General features: G+C 70.1%; 18 protein-coding genes. 10 read left to right on the top strand and 8 right to left on the bottom strand.

From position 1 onward, the window contains the following. Positions 1-110: 110 nt before the first annotated feature. On the top strand, positions 111-1457 hold the full coding sequence (glmM, locus tag ACH34Q_RS38020) for a phosphoglucosamine mutase (RefSeq protein ID WP_395988021.1): 1347 nt from the start codon (positions 111-113) through the stop codon (positions 1455-1457). A gap of 180 nt (positions 1458-1637) precedes the next feature. Here glmM and ACH34Q_RS38025 read toward each other — a convergent pair whose 3' ends face one another. Both ACH34Q_RS38025 and ACH34Q_RS38030 read right to left on the bottom strand, forming a co-directional pair. Then, the gene (locus ACH34Q_RS38025; protein WP_395988022.1) at positions 1638-1976 is read right to left on the bottom strand and encodes a hypothetical protein; all 339 of its coding nucleotides are present in this window, start codon (positions 1974-1976) and stop codon (positions 1638-1640) included. A 25-nt stretch (positions 1977-2001) separates the two neighbouring features. Next, positions 2002-2676: an HNH endonuclease family protein gene (locus tag ACH34Q_RS38030; protein WP_395988023.1), complete on the bottom strand. Its 675-nt coding sequence runs from the start codon at positions 2674-2676 to the stop codon at positions 2002-2004. A gap of 194 nt (positions 2677-2870) precedes the next feature. Between ACH34Q_RS38030 and ACH34Q_RS38035 the strand changes: the two genes are divergently transcribed. From ACH34Q_RS38035 to ACH34Q_RS38065, 7 genes are all read left to right on the top strand, one after another. Further along, positions 2871-3866: a DUF389 domain-containing protein gene (locus ACH34Q_RS38035; RefSeq protein WP_395988024.1), complete on the top strand. Its 996-nt coding sequence runs from the start codon at positions 2871-2873 to the stop codon at positions 3864-3866. A gap of 2 nt (positions 3867-3868) precedes the next feature. Beyond that, positions 3869-4783: an ABC transporter ATP-binding protein gene (locus tag ACH34Q_RS38040; RefSeq protein WP_395988025.1), complete on the top strand. Its 915-nt coding sequence runs from the start codon at positions 3869-3871 to the stop codon at positions 4781-4783. After that, positions 4780-5658 carry an ABC transporter permease gene (locus tag ACH34Q_RS38045; RefSeq protein ID WP_395988026.1) on the top strand — a complete coding sequence of 293 codons (879 nt, stop codon included), beginning with the start codon at positions 4780-4782 and terminating at the stop codon, positions 5656-5658. Before ACH34Q_RS38040 ends, ACH34Q_RS38045 begins: the two co-directional genes overlap by 4 nt. A 94-nt stretch (positions 5659-5752) precedes the next feature. Continuing rightward, on the top strand, positions 5753-6664 hold the full coding sequence (locus ACH34Q_RS38050; protein ID WP_395988027.1) for an ABC transporter ATP-binding protein: 912 nt from the start codon (positions 5753-5755) through the stop codon (positions 6662-6664). A 4-nt stretch (positions 6665-6668) separates the two neighbouring features. Beyond that, positions 6669-7385, top strand: a complete 717-nt coding sequence (locus ACH34Q_RS38055; RefSeq protein WP_395988028.1) for an ABC transporter permease — start codon at positions 6669-6671, stop codon at positions 7383-7385. A 170-nt stretch (positions 7386-7555) separates the two neighbouring features. Continuing rightward, entirely contained in the window at positions 7556-8170 is a 615-nt protein-coding gene (locus tag ACH34Q_RS38060; RefSeq protein ID WP_395988029.1) for a DUF4328 domain-containing protein, read from the top strand. Between the two features lie 151 nt (positions 8171-8321). Continuing rightward, positions 8322-8807 (top strand): NUDIX domain-containing protein, encoded by a 486-nt coding sequence (locus ACH34Q_RS38065; RefSeq protein ID WP_395988030.1) that lies wholly within the window; start codon positions 8322-8324, stop codon positions 8805-8807. A gap of 185 nt (positions 8808-8992) precedes the next feature. Here ACH34Q_RS38065 and ACH34Q_RS38070 read toward each other — a convergent pair whose 3' ends face one another. The 4 genes from ACH34Q_RS38070 to ACH34Q_RS38085 form a co-directional block, all read right to left on the bottom strand. Continuing rightward, positions 8993-10294, bottom strand: a complete 1302-nt coding sequence (locus ACH34Q_RS38070; RefSeq protein ID WP_395988031.1) for a DUF222 domain-containing protein — start codon at positions 10292-10294, stop codon at positions 8993-8995. 207 nt (positions 10295-10501) lie between these two features. Beyond that, a complete protein-coding gene (locus ACH34Q_RS38075; RefSeq protein WP_395988032.1) occupies positions 10502-10960 on the bottom strand; it encodes a DUF397 domain-containing protein in 459 nt (152 codons plus the stop codon). Positions 10961-10994: 34 nt separating this feature from the next. Beyond that, positions 10995-11183, bottom strand: a complete 189-nt coding sequence (locus tag ACH34Q_RS38080) for a DUF397 domain-containing protein (RefSeq protein WP_395988033.1) — start codon at positions 11181-11183, stop codon at positions 10995-10997. Next, entirely contained in the window at positions 11180-12046 is an 867-nt protein-coding gene (locus ACH34Q_RS38085) for a helix-turn-helix domain-containing protein (RefSeq protein WP_395988034.1), read from the bottom strand. The genes ACH34Q_RS38080 and ACH34Q_RS38085 overlap by 4 nt, the downstream gene beginning before the upstream one ends. 356 nt (positions 12047-12402) lie before the next feature. Between ACH34Q_RS38085 and ACH34Q_RS38090 the strand changes: the two genes are divergently transcribed. Together ACH34Q_RS38090 and ACH34Q_RS38095 are read left to right on the top strand one after the other, a co-directional pair. Beyond that, entirely contained in the window at positions 12403-12807 is a 405-nt protein-coding gene (locus ACH34Q_RS38090) for an ATP-binding protein (RefSeq protein ID WP_395988035.1), read from the top strand. 138 nt (positions 12808-12945) lie between these two features. Beyond that, a complete protein-coding gene (locus ACH34Q_RS38095) occupies positions 12946-14127 on the top strand; it encodes an FAD-dependent monooxygenase (protein WP_395988036.1) in 1182 nt (393 codons plus the stop codon). A 36-nt stretch (positions 14128-14163) separates the two neighbouring features. Here ACH34Q_RS38095 and ACH34Q_RS38100 read toward each other — a convergent pair whose 3' ends face one another. Beyond that, entirely contained in the window at positions 14164-16380 is a 2217-nt protein-coding gene (locus ACH34Q_RS38100) for a DUF4132 domain-containing protein (RefSeq protein ID WP_395988037.1), read from the bottom strand. 39 nt (positions 16381-16419) lie between these two features. After that, entirely contained in the window at positions 16420-18639 is a 2220-nt protein-coding gene (locus ACH34Q_RS38105; RefSeq protein ID WP_395988038.1) for a DUF4132 domain-containing protein, read from the bottom strand. Positions 18640-18650: the final 11 nt, after the last annotated feature.

Raw genomic sequence — 18650 nt, forward strand, 5'->3', positions numbered from 1 at the left:
GCGGTACCGGGGGCGCGTCGGGCATGCGCACTAGATTCGACCGCGTGGAGCGGACGGGACATCGAGCCCGGCCGTGCCCCGCGGTCTTTTGTCTTTACGGGAGTTGAACTGTGGGTCGTCTCTTCGGGACCGATGGCGTACGCGGGCTCGCCAACCGCGATCTGACCGCTCCGCTGGCGATGGACCTGTCCGTGGCCGCGGCCCGGGTGCTGGGTGAGGCGGGAGCGTTCCAGGGCCATCGGCCGCTGGCCGTGGTGGGCCGCGATCCGCGCGCCTCGGGCGAGTTCCTGGAGGCCGCCGTGGTGGCCGGGCTGGCCAGTGCGGGCGTGGAGGTGCTGCGCCTGGGGGTCCTGCCGACCCCGGCCGTCGCGTACCTGACCCACACGCTGGACGCCGACATCGGCGTGATGCTGTCGGCCTCGCACAATCCCGCGCCCGACAACGGGATCAAGTTCTTCGACCGCGGTGGCCACAAGCTGCCCGACGAGATCGAGGACCGGATCGAGGCCGCGCTCGGGCAGGAGTGGAGCCCGCCGACCGGTTCCGGTGTGGGCCGCGTACGGGACGCCTACGGCGCGGTCGAGCAGTACGTGGCGCATCTGGTGTCCACGGTGCCGGTGTCGCTGGCCGGTCTGCGCGTCGTCGTCGACTGCGCGAACGGCGCGTCCTCCGACGTGGCCCCCGAGGCGATGCGCCGGGCCGGCGCGGACGTGATCACGATCGGCGCGGCACCGGACGGCCTCAACATCAACTCCGGCTGCGGCTCCACCCATCTGGAGGCCCTGCAGAAGGCCGTCCGCGAGCACGGCGCCGACGCGGGCATCGCCAACGACGGTGACGCCGACCGCTGCCTGGCCGTCACCGCGAGCGGCGAGCCGGTCGACGGCGACCAGATCATGGCGATCCTGGCGCTGGACCTGCGCGAGTCGGGCAAGCTGGCGGCCGACACCGTGGTCGCGACCGTGATGTCCAACCTGGGCTTCAAGACCGCCATGCGGGAGGCCGGGATCGCCGTCGTGGAGACGGCGGTGGGCGACCGCTACGTGCTGGAGGCGATGAAGGCGGGCGGCTTCGGCTTCGGCGGCGAGCAGTCCGGCCACGTGATCATGCTGGACCACGCCACCACGGGCGACGGCGTGCTGACCGGCCTGCACCTGCTGGCGGCGATGGCCCGCCGGGGCCGTCCGCTGGACGAGCTGGCCAAGGCGATGATCCGGCTGCCGCAGGTGCTGGTGAACGTCAGGGGCGTCGACAAGTCCCGGACGCACAGCTCGCCGGAGCTGGCCGCGGCCGTCGCCGAGGCCGAGGCCGAGCTGGGCGAGACGGGCCGGGTCCTGCTGCGCCCGAGCGGGACCGAGCCGATGGTCCGCGTCATGGTCGAAGCGGCCTCGGAGGAGCAGGCCAGAGCGGTCGCCGACCGCCTCGCAGGCGTCGTCCAGTCCAGCCTGTGTTCTTAAGTCCCGGCCCAGGCGCTCGCCTGGCGGCTCGCACCTGACCGGGCCTTGCGCGAGCGCGGCATCGCTTCGCGATCTGCCGGTGAGGCTCGCCTTCGGCGTCGCCGCACCGGCAGGTAACGCGCTCGCGTGGTGGCTGAGGCACTCTTGAGGGGCTCCGGCCCGCCGGCCGGTCGGGTCGGGTCAGCCGGCGTCGGTGATGTCGAGGCGGCCCACCTTGAGGTGCTTGATCTCGACCGTTCCGGCCTCCAGGTGGTGCACGACCGCGCGCTTGACCACCAGCTTGCCGATCCCGATCGCGCCGATGGCCAGCGCGCCGAGGGCCATCGACCCCAGGGCCAGCGAGCCGAAGGCGTTGCCGGCGCGGATCGTGAGACCGGTGGCCGAGGCGCCGGTCACCTCGGCGCCGGTGGCGCGGGCTCCGACGCCCCGTTCGGTACGGACCCGGGGCCGCTCGCCGGCCTCGGGGGCCGTGTCGTCCTGCCGGTCTTGCCTGTCTTGGCCGTTCGGCTCGCTGCTCATGCCGGTCAGCCTATGCCGACGGCGATCAGCAGCGTCCGAGGAAGCCCTTCAGGGCGGTACGGTCGTCGCCGCTGACGGGCAGCCCGTACTCCTTGGCGACCGCGATGTACTTGCCCGCGTAGTCGCACTGGAAGGCCTTCTGCGGCTTCCATTCGCCGGGCCCCGAGTCGCTCTTCTGCTGGTTGGGCACGCCCCAGACGGCGAGCAGGTTGTCGTGGTCGTTGGCGAAGCGTTCGCGCTTCGTCTCGTCCCACTTGGAGGCGCCCATGCGCCAGGCGAGGGCGAGCGGGTAGACGTGGTCGATCTGGACCTCGGAGGCGTCGGCCTTGGCGAAGGTGATGTCCTTCCCGCTGTACGGGTCGTGCAGGAGCCCGGAGACCACGACGCAGCGGCCTCGCTTGCTTTCCTGGTCCAGGTCGCGGGCCAGGACGTCGTTGCGCTGGTCGCAGCCGTTGCGGTCGATGTCCTTCCAACGGGTGCCGAAGTGGTCGCGCTCGTACCCGCCGCCCGAGCCCTCGGAGGCGACGCGCAGGCGGCCGAGGTCGCGGCCCGCCTTGCCCGCGTCGGTGTCGCTCGTTCCGCCGCCGTTGGAGCTCGGGGTGGGGGAGGGGTCCGACAGGCCCGCGTCGACACTGCATCCGGCCGCCAGCAGTGCGGTGGCGAGGCCGATGCTCAGCGCCGTTCGACGCTGCCGCGCCATACCGTTACCATCCAATCACTTTGCGTCCATGTCGCACTTCTTATGCCCGCTTTGCCGGGACTCTACTGCGAGGATCACGCAGGGTCACCCACACCTGTCTCCTTGGGCAGCTCCCTGGGCAGCTCCCTGGACAGCTCCCCGGCCACCCCGTGATCGCGCGCGGCCGTACCGGTCCGTACGGCACGATATGGAGGGTGCTGCACCTGAGAGCGATCGTGCCCGCGGACCGTACGGACGCGGCCTGCGCCGCCCTGGAGGACTGCTCGGGCGTGACGAGCGTGGTGGTCATCCCGGGCGCCGCGCGGGTGCCGCCGGGCGATCTGGTGACCGCCGACGTCGCCCGCGAGTCGGCGAACGAGGCCATCGGCGCCCTGCAGGACCTCGGCATCGACCGGGACGGGTCGATCGCGGTCGATCAGATCGACCTGTCGCTGTCGAGCGCCGCCGAACGGGCCGAGAAGCGCGCGCCCGGCTACGGCGACGACGCCGTGGTGTGGGAGGAGCTCGACCGCCGTACCGCCACCGAGAGCACGCTGTCCTGGACGTTCGTGGTGTTCCTGGCGCTGGCCACGCAGCTGGCCGGGATCGCGGCGCTGATCGACTCGCCGATCCTGGTGGTCGGCGCGATGGTGCTCGGCCCGGAGTTCTGGGCGGTCGCCGCGATCTGCTACGGCATCCTGCACGCCGACGCCCGCCGGATCGGTGTCGCGCTGCGCACGCTGCTCGTCGGGTTCACCATCGCGATCGCGGTCACCTACGTCTGCGCGCTGGTCAGCCGGTGGATCGGCGTGCTGGAGCTGCATCGGCTGCCGGACAACAGGCCGATGACCGAGTTCATCTACACCCCCGACCGGTGGTCGTTCATCGTCGCCCTGCTCGCGGGCGCCGGCGGCGTGCTGTCGCTGACATCGGGCAAGTCGTCCGCGCTGGTCGGGGTGTTCATCTCGGTCACCACCGTCCCGGCCGCCGGCAACCTCGCGGTGGCGCTCGCGCTGCGGCACCGCAGCGAGATCGACGGCTCGCTGCTGCAACTCGGCCTCAACCTGTCCGGCATGATCATCGCCGGTACGCTGACGCTGCTCGTCCAGCGCGTCCTGTGGGCCCACGTACTCCGCAAGAGGGGGCGGCCACCCGAGGGGCCTCGCCCCATAGGGGGACGCCTCGGACCCGACAAGGGACTAGGTTCTTGAACATGCCGATCATCGCCACCGAAGGCCTGACGATGCGGTTCCCCCGAGTGACCGCGCTGGACGCCCTCACCGTGGCCGTGGAACCGGGCATCGTCGGCCTGGTCGGCGCCAACGGCGCCGGCAAGTCCACCCTCATCAAGATCCTGCTCGGGCTGCTGCCGCCGACCTCCGGCCACGCCGCCGTGCTCGGCCTGGACATCGCGCGCGAGGGCGAGCGGATCCGCGAGCGGGTGGGGTTCATGCCCGAGTACGACTGCCTGCCGCCCGACGTCTCGGCCACCGAGTTCGTCGTCCACATGGCGCGGATGTGCGGGCTTCCCCCCACCGCCGCCCGCGAGCGCGCCGCCGACACGCTCCGCCACGTCGGCCTGTACGAGGAGCGCTACCGTCCGATCGGCGGCTACTCGACCGGCATGCGGCAGCGCGTCAAGCTCGCCCAGGCGCTCGTCCACGACCCGCAGCTGGTCTTCCTGGACGAGCCCACCAACGGCCTCGACCCGGCCGGACGCGACGAGATGCTGGACCTGATCCGGCGGATCGGCAGCGAGTTCGGGATCAGCGTCCTCGTCACCTCCCACCTGCTCGGCGAGCTGGAACGGGTCTGCGACCACGTCGTCATCATCGACGGCGGCGCCCTGCTGCGCTCGCAGGCGGTCGAGGCGTACACGACCGCGAGCGGCGCCCTCACGGTCGAGGTCGAGGAGGGCCGCGACGAGCTCGGCCGGCGGCTGCACGACGCGGGCGTGACCGTCCAACCTGAGGGCCGCTTCCTCGTGGTCCAGATCGCGGGCGAGGAGACCTACGACCTCGTCCGCGACGCCGTCGCCGAGCTCGACCTGCGGCTGATCCGGATGGAGCAGCGCCGGCACCGCATCGAAGAGGTCTTCGCCGACGCCCCGCAGGGAGCCGTCCGATGAGCACCAGCACGATCCACGACATCGGCTACCGGAACTACGAGGGCCGCCGGGCGGGCCGCGCGTACGTGCTGCGGTCGCTGTACGTCCACAACCTGCGCGCCGCGTGGGGCCTCGGCCGGCCCGCCCGGGCCAAGGTGATGCCGGTCCTGCTGGGCGCGATCATGCTGCTGCCGGCCGCGGGCTCGGTGGCGGTGTTCGCGATCTCCAAGGAACCGGACACGCTGATCCGCTACTCGGCCTACGCGCCGATCCTGCAGGGCATCATCTCGATCTTCGTGGCCACCCAGGCGCCGGTGCTGGCCTCCCGCGAGATCCGCTTCCATGTCGTCCCGCTGTACTTCTCCCGCCCGGTCGGCCACCTCGACTTCGTGCTGGCCAAGCTGGCGGCGATGGCCACAGCGCTGCTCGCGCTGACCGCGGTGCCGATCACGGTGCTGTACCTGGGCGGCCTGGTCACCAAGATCCCCGAATCCCGCACGCACCTGGCGCACTACCTCGCCGCTCTCGCCGGCTGCGTGGTGTTCGCCCTCGTCCTGGCCGCGATCGGGTTGGTGGTGTCGGCGTTCACCCCCCGCCGCGGCTTCGGCGTGGCCGCGGTCATCGCGGTCTTCATGCTGAGCGGCACGGTCGTCTCGATCAGCCAGGGCATCGCCGAGATGCGCACGGACTTCTCCATCGCGGGCTGGCTGGGCCTGTTCACCCCGTTCAACCTGGTCGACATCGTCCAGGTGCGGCTGCTCGGCGCGCAGAGTTCCTCGATCGCCATCGCGCCCGGCGTCGCCGGTGGCCTGGTGGCCCTCGCCCTGTGCGCCGCCCTCGTCGCCGGCGCGACCATGGTCCTGTACGGCAGGTTCAGGAAGGCGGGCCTCTCATGAGCGAGCCGCAGCGGCGCGGCGTCGCCTGGACCGAGGACCGGAGTGACGAGGGAAGGCGGCGCCTTGAGGCGCCCCGTAGGCGAGCGGGGGACCTGTGACGGAACTGAAGTTGGAGATGGTGTCCCGCTGGTACGGGAACGTCGTCGCCGTCAACGGGGTCTCGATGACGATCGGCCCCGGCGTGACCGGGCTGCTGGGACCCAACGGCGCGGGCAAGTCGACGATCATCCACATGATGGGCGGCTTCCTGGCCCCGTCCTCCGGGACGGTCACGCTGGACGGGGCGCCGATCTGGCAGAACCCCGACGTCTACCGCAGCCTCGGCCTCGTTCCCGAGCGCGAGAGCGCGTACGACTTCCTCACCGGCCACCAGTTCATCCTCGCGATGGCCAAACTGCACAAGCTGCCCGACCCGGGCGCCGCCGCCAAGCGCGCCATCGCGCTGGTCGAGATGCAGCCGGCCGCCGACCGTACGATCGGCACCTACTCCAAGGGCATGAAGCAGCGCATCAAGATGGCCTCGGCTCTGGTGCACGACCCGCCCGTACTGCTCCTGGACGAGCCGTTCAACGGCATGGACCCGCGCCAGCGGATCCAGCTGATGGAGCTGATCCGGGGGATGGCCGCCGAGGGGCGCACGATCCTGTTCAGCTCGCACATCCTCGAAGAGGTCGAACGGCTCGCCGGGCACATCGAGGTGATCGTCGCGGGCCGGCACGCCGCGTCCGGCGACTTCCGCCGGATCCGCCGGCTGATGACCGACCGGCCGCACGTGTTCCTGGTCCGTTCGGGCGACGACCGGCGGCTGGCCGCCGAGATCATCGCGGACGGCTCGGCGCGCGGCGTCGAGCTCACCGACAAGGGCCTGCGGGTGGAGGCGGTCGACTTCCAGCGCTTCACCTGGCTGCTTCCCCGCATCGCCCGCGACGCCGGCGTCCGGCTCTGGGAGGTCTCGCCCTCCGACGAGTCCCTGGAAAGCGTCTTCTCCTACCTCGTGGCCCGGTGAGATCATGAATTCGACGATCGCGATGATCACGTTCCGGTCGATGCTGGGCCGCCGCCGGGCACTGCTGCTCCTGCTGCTGCCGGCCGTCCTGCTGCTGCTGGCCGTGGCGCTGCGCGCCCTGGGCGAGAACGATCTGGAGATATCGGCCGGGCTCCTGCAGCGGTTCGGGCTCGCCACCCTACTGCCGCTGCTCGCGCTGATCGCGGGCACCGGCGTGATCGGCCCGGAGATCGACGACGGCCAGATCATGTACGTCCTGACCAAGCCGATCCCGCGCCGCGTCGTGGTCCTGACCAAGCTCGCCGTGGCGATCGTCCTGGTCACGGTCTTCGCCGCCGTTCCGACCCTGCTGGCCGGGCTCCTGATGAACGGGATGACCGAGCGGATGGCCCCTGCCTTCGCGGTGGGCATGCTGGTCGGCGGCGTCGCGTACAGCGCCGTCTTCGTCGCCTTGGCCGTCGTCAGCCGCAACGCGGTGACCATCGGCCTGCTGTACGCGCTGATCTGGGAGACCCTGCTGGGCAGCTTCGCCCCGGGAGCCAAGTCCGCCTCCGTACAGCAGTGGGCCCTGTCCGTCACCGACTCGCTGACCGGCGCCTCCACGGTGACCTCGACGGTGGGCCTGCCCATCGCCGTGTCCCTGCTGATCCTGCTCCCCGTCGCCGCCACGCTCCTGGCCGTCGTCCGCCTCCGCTCCCTGTCGGTAGCCAGCGCCGAGTAACCCGGACGTACGGGCCAGGCCATCGGTTGGCGCGATGACCTTGATCGGCCGATCACGGTTTCGTGATCACGAATCATCTTCCGGATGCCCGGGGACTCGGCCATGATCAGCGCCTCACCTCCCAGGGCAGGGCGCGAGCGTTCCCGCGTACGCCAGATGCCGGAGCCACCGTGAAACCCCTCAACGGGCCCGCGCTCGTCGCCATGATCGCTCTTGGGCTCCAGGGGCTGTCCCTGCTCGTCGCCGGCCTCGCCTCGGTGGCCACCCTCGCCCTGATGAGTTCGGGCGGCGTCGACGACCGGCTGCTCTCCCTGCATGACGGGCTGCTGACCGTACTGCTCGTCCAGGGGACCATCGGCTACCTCATGACGGCCGTCGCCGTGATCGTCTGGCTGTGGCGAGCGCACGCCAATGCCGAGATCATCGACGGCGCCGCACCGGAGTGGAACCGGAAATGGGTGATCCTCGGCTGGATCGTCCCCGTCCTCAACCTCTGGGTCCCGCGCCAGATCGTCGCCGACATCTGGCGGACGAGCGCGCCCAGCACCGGAACGGGCCTGATCAACGCCTGGTGGGCGCTGTGGCTCGTCTTCTACATCGCCAGCCAGGTCGTCAGCCGGATGGGCGCCGTGAGCATGGAAGCGCTCCGTACCCAGACCTGGGCGTACGTCCTGATCACGCCCCTCGGCATCGCGGCGGCGGCCGTCGCCATCCTCGTCATCCGCCGAATCACCCAAGCCCAAGCAGAGCAGTCCGAACGCCTCGCCCGAGCCCTCGCGCCATAAGAGAACTCCCGGTGTTCCCTGCGCGCTCAGGAGGCAGGACTCGCCCGCCTGCTGGCGTAACGCCTGGCCCAGGTTCTCTGCAACCAGCAGACGCACGCGGCGCGCACCGGCTACCGTCGCACCTCATTCCGCTACGGAGAGAGGTGGGGCGGTGGCCGAGTGGGTCGACCCCGAGGTGTGGTGGGCCAAGGCACCCCACGTGTTCATGTCCGCGGCCTGCCTGGTCAGCAACGGCAACCCCGATGACGGTGCAGTGCTGCTGGTCAAGCCGTCCTATCGGGCCTACTGGCAGCTCCCGGGCGGCATCGTCGAGCACGCAGAGCGTCCCCAGTCGGCCGCCGCCCGGGAGTTGAGCGAGGAGGCCGGGGTGGTCACCGCCGTCCCCGATCGGCTGCTGGTCATGCACTGGATGCCGCCGCGCGGCGACCGGCCCGTGCCGATGCTGAACTGGATCTTCCACGCGCCCGCCGTGCAAGGCTTTCCCAAAGTAGTGAGCCCCGGCGAGATCAGCGATGTGCAGTTCGTGCAGTGGGACCAGGCCGAAAAACTCCTGTCGGTCGAGGACGCACCTCGCCTCCCCGCCGCCCGACAAGCCCTACGCCAGGACCACACCGTCTACATCAGCGATTCCCTCTGAGGGCTGGCTTGCTCACGAGCCTCACCGCCTCTTCACGCTGCTGACACGGCCGTTCCAAGATCGCGTTCCAGGCTGTCAGAGCTTGAGCGCGCGCGTGGTCGGGCGCGCGCGTTTGGCCGGGGCGTGAGGCCCGCATGCCGGGTGAACGCGTATCCGGTGCGGTGATCTCCGGGTGGCTCAGATGGTCATGCCGCTGAGGTGTGGGGACCGGCGCGGTTTCGGTGGAAGATCGCGTTTGTGGCCCGGTCTTCGCCCTGTGACCAGGGGTGGGGGGCTTGGCGTTTCCGGCCGTGTCCGGGGGGTGGCAGGAGGTGGTAGACGAAGCGTCCGTTCGGGTCTTTGTGGATGTGGATCTGGTGGGGGTTGGTGTGGCGCCAGCGATTGTGCCAACCGCAGGCGAGGGTGAGGCGGTCGATGTCGGTGCTGCCGTTGCCCAGGGCCCAGCCGTCGACGTGGTCGACTTCGCACAGAGCGCCGGGGACCTCGCAGCCTTGTACGGCGCAGGTGGGGTAGAGGGCTTCCAGCACACGGCGCTGGGCGGGGCTGGCGAACCGTGCGCGGCGGCCGAGGTAGAGCGGGATGCTGCCGGGCCCCAGCAGCAGGGGCGAGACCCCGGCCGATAGGGCGATGCGGCGGGCGTGTTCGGCGGGAATCGGGGTGCCGTCGGGCAGCCGCGCAGGGATATCGCCGCCGGTGAGGGTGTCCAGGTCGCAGATGAGGGTGACCTTGGTGGCCCGGTGGCCGCCAGATAGGACGCTGGTCAGCGCGGCGGCCGTGCGTTCGGCCAGGTCACGTGGGTCGTCGGGTCCGGCGGGCTTGGCCAGAGAGCTGAGGGTGCCGTCGAGGACGGCGGCGTCTTCGGGGTTGAGCCAGCCCTTGACGTATCGTCCGCCGTCCAGGGAACGCGTGGTGGTGATCCAGGAACGCCGGTATCCGCGTGCGGCGTCGTCGGGGGCTTGCTCGGTGCCGTCGCGTTCGGCGATGACATCGCGGATCCGGGTACCGAACGCGGCGACCTTCCCGGCGGAGAAGCCGTCATCGACCATATCCAGCAGCAGCGTCTGGGCCTTGGCGCAGTCGTCATCGTCCAGCCGCGCCACTGCCTGGACGATCGCGGCCGCGTGGCCTAGCGACAGGGAACCGCCGGTGAGCCGCTCGGCCACCTCGGGGAGGCGGGGCAGGTGGCGGGCGAGTAGAACGCGTTCTTTGGCGCGGGCGTCGCGCATGCCCAGCCCCGACCGCAGCCACGCTTGGGCGGAGGGGTAACCCCACCGGCGCACCTCGCCCGCAGCGTCCACCACAGCGATGAGGCGGGCCAGAGTGCCTTCCAGTACATCGGATGCGCGTGCCAGGGTCTCGGCCTGCTCGATGCAGACGGCGGCCGATCGAGGAGTCTCGCGGCGGGCCAGCTCGGCCGCGATCGACGCCGCCATCTCCACCAGTTCCCCGGTGGACAGCGACCCCACAGCGACCTCACTCGAACACATGACCCAATACTGCCGAACGTAGTTTTATGATCACAATCAGTTTCTCTTGGGGATGTCGTTCTTCACCCCGGCGTCGAAGGCCCTGGCATCGGTGTCGGTGACCACCCGGTGTCGGTGACCACCCGCCAGATCGTGGACTTGTCAGAATGTGAGACTTGCTCGGCGGACCGGTCGGCGAGCCCCCTGCCCGCATGTACAACTCGGCCACTACACCCTCGGGTACGTCGCCGACCCACCCCGGCAATCGCGGCGTAGCCCTTCATTCCGCCAACGACCGCAGCCGACGCCGACACTACGGCGACCGAATGACCCCACCGCTGATCCCGGCGAAGGGGCAGTAGTGGCACACAGGGCCCATGACGAAACTCCGCCGGCAAGTTGATCTGCAGGACGACATGCCGCACCGGGGGCTTCGTCCCATTTCCGGCTCGACATGCCACAGCGATCAGATCGCGACACCCGCACCCTCATCCAACCTGCGATCTTGAAAACAGCCGTAACGCTGCTGATGAGGCTGATCCAGTCGCTCCTCGTCAGCGTGAGGACCGGCCCGCTGGGGTCCTTGGAGTCGCGGATTCCTGCGATGCCGTCAACGTTGGCGGCCTCTATGCGGGCACCACCGTTGCCGCTGTAGGTGCTCTGCCGCTGTAGGTGCTCTTGCGCCACATGGCTTGTGTGATGGTCGGCTTGCTCACGAGCCTCACCGCCTCCTCAGGACGCTGATGAGATCGATCCATGCCTGCTGACCAAGCACGAGGACCGGGCCGGCAGGGTCTTTGGAGTCGCGGACGACGACGCTGCCGTCCACGGCCGCGGTCTCGATGCACTGACCATTGCCACTGTAGGAACTCTTGCGCCAGATGCTCCGGGGAGAGCCGACACTGATCATTGTGCATCCCTCTCTTGTCTAGGCACAGAATCGATCATTGTGCGGATCAGTGAGACCGAATCTTTGGCATTCAGGGCAGACGCACGTAGGTGGTCGAAAATCACCTTACCGCGCCTGGTCTGATCGGGCTTCTCCATGTAGACGCAGCCAGCGACGTGTTCGGCATAGAGGACATCCGGATATCCATCGAACGTGAGAAGCGTGAACGGACCATCGATTGCTGGGTGAACACCTGCTATGAACGGGAGGATCTGTAGTGACACGTTCGGCAGCTCCGCTAGCTCTTGGAGGTGTCGAAGTTGTGCGTGCATGGTGGTGGGACCGTCGACTATCCGTCGTAGGGCGCCCTCTTCGACGATCTGCCAGACGTTGAGCGGCTGCTCCGAGTCGAAGAGCCGATCTTTGCGGGCCAGTCGTGCTTCGACGTTGCGTTCCACCTCGACCGTCGTGCGCGGGGCAGCGCCTCGAAAGACCGCGGTTGCGTAGTCAGCCGTTTGGAAGAGGCCGGGAACGAGTTGGGTGTCGTAGCAGTGGTAGCCGAAGGCCTCCGCTTCCAGGCCCAAGTAGTCGTTGAAGCCGGACTTGATCACGTCCTCATAGGAGTGCCACCAGCCCTTCTGGCGGGCCTCGCGGGCGAGTCGCACCAGCTCGGTCCGCTGGTCGCCGCTGATTCCGTACACCTCCAGCAGCTCCATCACCTCGCCGGAGGTGATCCGCATCTTCGCGTTCTCCATCCGGCTGAGCTTGGCGGTGTCCCAGCCGATCTCGGCGACGGCCTGCTCGCCGGTCAGGCCCGCGCTGAGGCGGAGTCGTTTCAGCTCGCGGGCCACGCGGCGGCCGCGGACGGTGGGGGTGTAGGGCACGGCTGCTCCAACAATTTGTTTCGAAACTACTTGTGATCAACGCGCTTGGCTGAGCACAGTGTCACCATACGACTACAGCGAGCGTGATGGGGTGGGAATCGGGTGAACGTGCCACAGAACGGTGAGCGCGTGGTGTGGCTGGCATGGCTGGAGAGCTGCTTGAACGCCCGGGGCCTCCCGGCGGTGATCGCTGAGGTCGGCGGTACGAAGCTGCTCCGCGTCTCCGGGCCCTGCGTGCGGTACGTCGTTTGTGTGCCGGTGCCGTAGTACGGGACGTGGGCGTACGTGTACTCGGGTGGCTGGGTCCTCATCGGCGATCCCCAGGCTGTGGACATGGTCACGGAGGCGATGTCCCGGTGAACGTCAACGAGAAGGCGGTCAGGCTGGCGGGCGAGCCCCTACAGATCCGGGGCGCGCGGCGGTTCGTCGCCGAGATGTTGGGGGACGGGCATCCCTGCCGGGCGGACGCGATGCTGCTCGCGTCCGAGACCGGTACCAACGCGATCACCCACTCGTTCAGCGGGCGGCCCGGCGGGTCGTTCCTGCTGACCGTTCGCTGGACGGAGACCTGGGCGCGCGTCGCTGTGGCCGACCAGGGCGCGAACGGCACGCCGTGCCTGCGGCAGGCGGCGGCCGGCGCGGTGTCAGGGCGAGGTGTCGCGCTGCTCGACGAACTCGCCGCGCGCTGGGGATTCATCCGCCGTTCCACCCAGAGCACCGAAGTGTGGTTCATCGTCGAACGGCCCGCCCGCTCCCGTTGACTCGTGGCGTGTTCGCCTCTCAAGCAACGCAGAAGGACGAACACGCCACGAGTCAACCGGAGGGGCGGGCACCGGGGGCGGGGGCGGCGGTGCGCGGGTGGTCAGTGGTTGGTCAGGCGGTGCGGCGAGTCTTCGGGCATGACGAACACGAGCATTCTCATCTCAGGTGCCAGCATCGGTGGACCGGCCCTTGCGTACTGGCTCGAGCGGTACGGGTTCGACGTGACGGTCGTCGAGCGGTGGGGCGGGCTGCGGCCGGGCGGGCAGGCGATCGATGTGCGGGGGCCGGCGCTGGACGTGGCGGAACGGATGGGCGTCCTGGACGAGCTGCGCGCCCACACCACGGGCATGCGGGGCATGTCGGTCGTGGACGGGGAGGGCAACGAGCTCTACCGCAGTACCGAGCACACGGTGAGTGGCGGGGATCTGGCCAGTCCCGACGTCGAGATCCTGCGGGACGATCTCGCGCGGATCATCGTGGACGCGGCGGGCGGCGGAGTCGAGTACCTCTTCGGGGACTCGATCGCCGCGCTGGAGCAGGACGAGAACGAGGTCAGGGTCACCTTCGACAGCGGGCTCAAGCGTACTTTCGACCTCGTGGTCGGGGCGGACGGGCTGCACTCCAACACACGAGGCCTGGTCTTCGGTCCCACCGAGCGGTTCATCACGCGGCTCGGGACCAACATGGCGGTGTTCACCGTTCCCAACTTCCTGGAGCTGGACGGCTGGCAGGTCATGCACCAGATGCCCGATGGCGGTATGCGCGGGGCCATGGTGATGAGCGTGCGGGGTGGCAGCGAGGCCCGCGCGTACGCGATGTTCGACGGGCCGCTGGAGTACGACCACCGCGACCTGGAGGCCCAGCGGAAGATCGTGGCCGGGGCGCTGGCCGGGGACAGCTGGGAGATGCCCCGGCTGGTGTCGGAGATGTGGTCGGCCCCGGACTTCCACCTCGACGCGGCGGCGCAGATCCATCTGGACCGCTGGTCGAAGGGGCGGGTCGTGCTGCTGGGCGACGCCGGGTACTGCGGGTCCCCGCTGTCGGGTCAGGGGACGAGCATGGCGATGGTCGGCGGGTACGTCCTGGCCGGTGAGCTGAAGGCGGCCGGTGGTGACCATGTCGCGGCGTTCGATGCGTACGAGCGGGAACTGCGCGGGTACGTCCACGCCAACCAGGAGATGGCGATCGCCAACATGCGAGCGCGGCAGGCCGAGCTCGCCGGGGAGACGGACGGGGAGGCCGCAGCCGAGGCCCTCGCCGAAGCGGGCGCCGAGGAGTTCGCCGAGGTCGTCGGGTCCTACGCCATCAAGGAGTACTGACGGCGAGGGGCCGGCCGGGCGGCCGGCCCCCTGGCGTCACTTCCGGGTGGCGGCTTCGGTCAGGCGGGTGAGTTCGGCGAGGACCTCGGAGGCGGCCACGGGAGTGAGCGCGCCGAAGGTGAGGCCGTAGCCGTAGCGGCGCTCGCCCAGGACGACCCGGCGGATCTCCTGGTCGGGGAACTCGTCGGGGGCGATGACCCGGATCCCGGGCGAGATGTCGATCTCGAGGAACCGGTCCTCGGCGGCCTGGAGGACGGCCTGGCGGCGGAAGCCGCCGTCCTCCTTCTCGCCCAGCTCCCAGCCCCGGCTCGCCAGGCCCATGATCCGGCCGAAGTGGACGGTGACGTTCTCGAAGCGGGCGAGCCGCTCGGACCCACGCTCCTCCTCGGTCAGCGTGTGCACGGTACGGCCCAGCTGCGCGAACGGCTGCAGGATCTCGTAGTCGGCCAGCACGTCCGACCAGGCCTTCGTCTGCTCGCCCAGCTGCAGCGGGTGGGGCAGCGTGACGCGGGCGCCGGCCGGGAGGGTGAGCGCGTCGTCGTCGACGCCGGCGAGGGTACGGTCCTCCGCGACGCGGAACGTGGCCGTCTCGGTGGCCCAGATCAGGCGGCGCGCGATGTGCCACATGAGTGGGTGGCCGACGAAGAGCGTGGTGAACTCCTCGGCGGTCCAGCCGCGCCCGGTCACCATCGCCTTCTCCAGCCGCTTGATCTGGTCGGCGGCGACCGTCCTGACCTCCTTCTTGAGGTCGGCGAAGCGCTTGTACGCGGCGGGGGCGAGCTCGTCGTCGTCCTTGACGCCCGGCTTGGGCAGGGTCTTGCGGACCTTGCCGTCCTCGTCGGTCACGTACGGCTTGAGCTGCTCGTCGAAGCCGACACGGAAGGTCCGCCGGCCGTAGTCGAGGGTCATCCCGCCCTCGGCGTCCAGGCCGAAGTCGGGGACGAGCCGGTCGGCGAGCTGCTCGGTGGTCAGCCCGCGCTCCTTGGCGATGCGGTCGAGAGCCCCCTGGGCGCCCGGCCGGATCCGCTTCTGGTCCTCCGCCTTCTTGGCGAGCCGGTCCAGCCAGCGCAGCGCCGTGTCGGTTCCGAGCCGGGAGAACACGCTCAGGGCGGTCGTCCCGTTCTGGTCCCAGACGAACGACTTCCACCAGCGGGCGACCCTCGGGCCGAGCCGGTCGGCGGTCTCGTCGTCGCCGAAGTGGATCAGCGCGTACTGGACGCCCGGGCGCGCCCACTTGCCCCAGAAGTCGTCGGCCTCGTACAGGGCCCAGGTGAACTCGGCCAGCGAGCGCGGGTCGAAGAGCTCGACGAGCGGTTCGATGCCCGGATAGGGCTTGTAGGCCTCCGAGATCGACAGCATCGTGATGAAGTGCCGGGTCGCGGACTCGGGCAGCGCCTCTTCGCGCCCGCGCATGAGGAGCCGCGGCAGCCGGGACGGGTGGAAGGCGTCGGGAAGTTCCGGCAGCGGGTCGGGGTAGAGGTCGAGCGGATCGGTCCGCAACGCTCGGATGGCCTGCTCGGCCTCGTCGCCGTAGTGCCTGGCGGCCTCCACGATGGCGTCGCGACCGTGCTCGCGGGCGACCAGCGTGAGGGCGCCCTCGGCACGCTGCCGCTTGGGGCCGGGCTTGCGCAGGGCGTCCGGCACGGCCAGTAGCGCGGCGGCCTGCCCGTGCAGCTTGAACCAGGCATCGGCCCGGTCGCGGTTCGGATAGACGTCGAAATGCTTGATCATCAGCTGCGCGACGTCCGCGTCCAGGAACGGGTCCATCCAGTAGAACGCGCGCTTGGTCTTGGCCGCGTGCAGGGCGAGGGGGTAGGCAGCCAGTCCGTGGCGGGCCACGGTGGCCTGCATGATCTGGGCCGTTCCGTACTCGCCGAAGTCGTCCCGGTACCGCTCGTCGGACAGCAGCTTCTCGCCGAGTTCCAGGGGTGCCTGCAGGAGCAGCCCGGCGATCAAGGGCTGCCGTTCCTTCCGGCTGAGATCCGACAGCGCGCCTCCGCTGGAGAAGCGCTCGGCCAGCGCCTCCCAGTCGGTGCCCTCGGGGAGGCGCTCGATGCCGTACTTCCCGTACGGGGCCTCCAGCCATTCCTCGCGCTGGCCGGGTGTCCAGACCATGGTCGTCGGGTCCTTGGGGGCCTTCAGGCCCTTGACGACGGCGGGCTCCTGGCCTGGCGGGAGGCGGACCCAGGGCGGGGCGACGAGGATGTCGGGCAGGGAGCCCTCGGGCGCGTCCTTCACGGGGGTGTCCGGCATGTCTCCTGATTCCTGGTGAGATTAGTTCCTGGTGAGAGATCAGTTCGTGGTGAGATCGGTCAGTACGGCGAGGATCTCGGAGGCGATCACGGGATCGAGCCCGCCGAAGATCACGCTATTGGGCTTCGACGCGTGTGCGAAGGAATCGCTTCGAAGCAGGACGTTGCGGAGCGTCTGCTCGGGAAAGACCTCGGGGGCGCCGACCGCGATGCCCGGATCGAGAACGATCCTGATCCACTGCTCGTCCGTCAGCTCGAGCCAGATGTCGTGCGCGACGCCGTTGTCCTGGGGGTCGCCCCGTTCCCAGCCGTGGCGGGTGAGCCCGAGGACCTTGCCCGCCGGGACGGTGACGCCCTCGAAGCGGGCCAGCCGGTCCCCGGCCGCCTCCTGCTCGGTCAGCGCGTGGACGGGACGGCCGAGCTGGGCGAACGGCTGCGTGATCTCGTAGTCGGCGAACACCTCCGACCAGGCCTTCGCCTCGCCGCCCAGGTGCAGCGGATGCGCGATCCCGATCGTCGACGCCTCGGGCGGCTCGAACGCCGCGTCCTCGACGTCCGCGAGCGTCCGGTCCTCGGCGATCCGGAACGCGTGCCCGGAGGCCGACCACACCAGCCGCCGTGCGATGTGCCACATCAGCGGGTGGCCGGCGAAGAAGGTCCGGAACTCCTCGGGCGTCCAGCGGCGGCCGGTCACCATCGCCCGCTCCAGCCGCCTGACCTGGTCGGCCGCGATAGTGCGCACGTCCTTCCTCAGGGCGGTGAACCGCTTGTACGCGGCGGGCGCGAGCTCAGGGTCGTCCTTGACGCCCGGCTTGGGCAGCGCCTTGCGGATCTTGCCGGTGCCGTCCCGGACGTACGGCTTGAGCTGCTCGTCGAAGCCCACCCGGAACCGCCGCGGGCCGTAGTCGAGGGTCATCCCGCCCTCGGCGTCCAGGCCGAAGTCCGGGACGAGCCGGTCGGCGAGCTGCTCGGAGGTCAGCCCGCGGGCCCTGGCCGCGTCGGCGACGGCGATCCCCGCGGCCTCGCCGAGTGCGGCGAACGGGACGTTCTCCGCGATGCCGTTCAATTGCATCAGCGCGACATCGGTCCCGATCGCGGTCAGCACGCCGAGGCCCTGCACGGCCTTGGCATGCCCGTTCCTGCCCGGCCAGGCCCGGATGACGGGGGTGACGCGCCGTACGGTCGCGTCGTCGCCCAGCCACCCCAGCTGCACGATCACCCAGTGGTTGCGGGACGGCTCGCCCGCCGCCAGCCACTGCTCGAAGATCGCCAGCGAGAACGCGGCGAGCGAGTCCGGCGTGCAGGCGTCGAAGACCTCCTGAAGGCCCTCGTGCGGGCCGCCGGCCGACAGGGCCATCAGCGAGACGATGTGACCGGCCGAGTCGAGCGGCACCGCGAGCCCGCCGTCCCGCAGGACCGGCCGGGGGAGCGCCGAACGGTCCAGCCACGGCAGTTTCGGCGGTTTCGGAGGGGCGTCCGACGGCGGCTTGGTGACGGTGGTCACCGGGGCCTCGCCGCTGAGCGCCTCGGCCAGGGCGGCGGCGGCCTCGTCGCCGTGGACGGAGGCGGCGCCCGCGACCGCGCCCTTGCCGTGTTCTCCGGCGATCAGGAACAGCGCCGCCAGCGCCTTCTTCCGCGCCGGCCGGCTCTTGCCCAGCGCGTCCGGGACCAGGAACGGCACCACCGCAAGCCCGTGCCGTCCCAGCCAGGCGGTGGCGACGCCCTGCACGGACTTGAGGCGGAAGAGCCAGTCGGCCATCAGCACCGCGATCTCGGCGTCCAGGAAGGGCATGAGCGCGGCGCTCGCTTCGGCGGCGTTCAGCTTGGCCGAGTGCAGGACCGGGTCACGCGCATCCGACTCGAATCGGGCGACGACGGGCATGAGCCGGCGAAAGAAATAGGATCCGGCGTACTTCGGCCGCCATGCGGGCAGCAGCGGCCTGACCAGCTCCTCAGGGGCGAGGGCGAACATTCCCGCCGTCGACGGCGGGTACTGGTCGGCAGGCTTGTCCTGGTAGCTCTGAACGGTCTGCTCCCAGGCGTCCTCCGGGAACGAGCCGAACGGCCGGAACTTCGCCCACTTCTCGCGTTCTCCCGGCCCCCACGTGAAGGAACGCCCCTCCGGAGCCGTCAGCCCGGGAACGAGCCGCGGCTCGGGCTCCTTGGCCTTCGCCGGCTTCGGGCGCCGTGCCCACTCCAGCCAGGGCGGATCGACGATGATGTGCGGCAGCGTGTCAAGGGAGGCTTCCTCGAACTCCATGCGGCGAAACG

It is taken from the genome of Actinomadura sp. 9N407 (genome assembly GCF_044326315.1).
Taxonomy (GTDB): Bacteria; Actinomycetota; Actinomycetes; order Streptosporangiales; family Streptosporangiaceae; genus Spirillospora.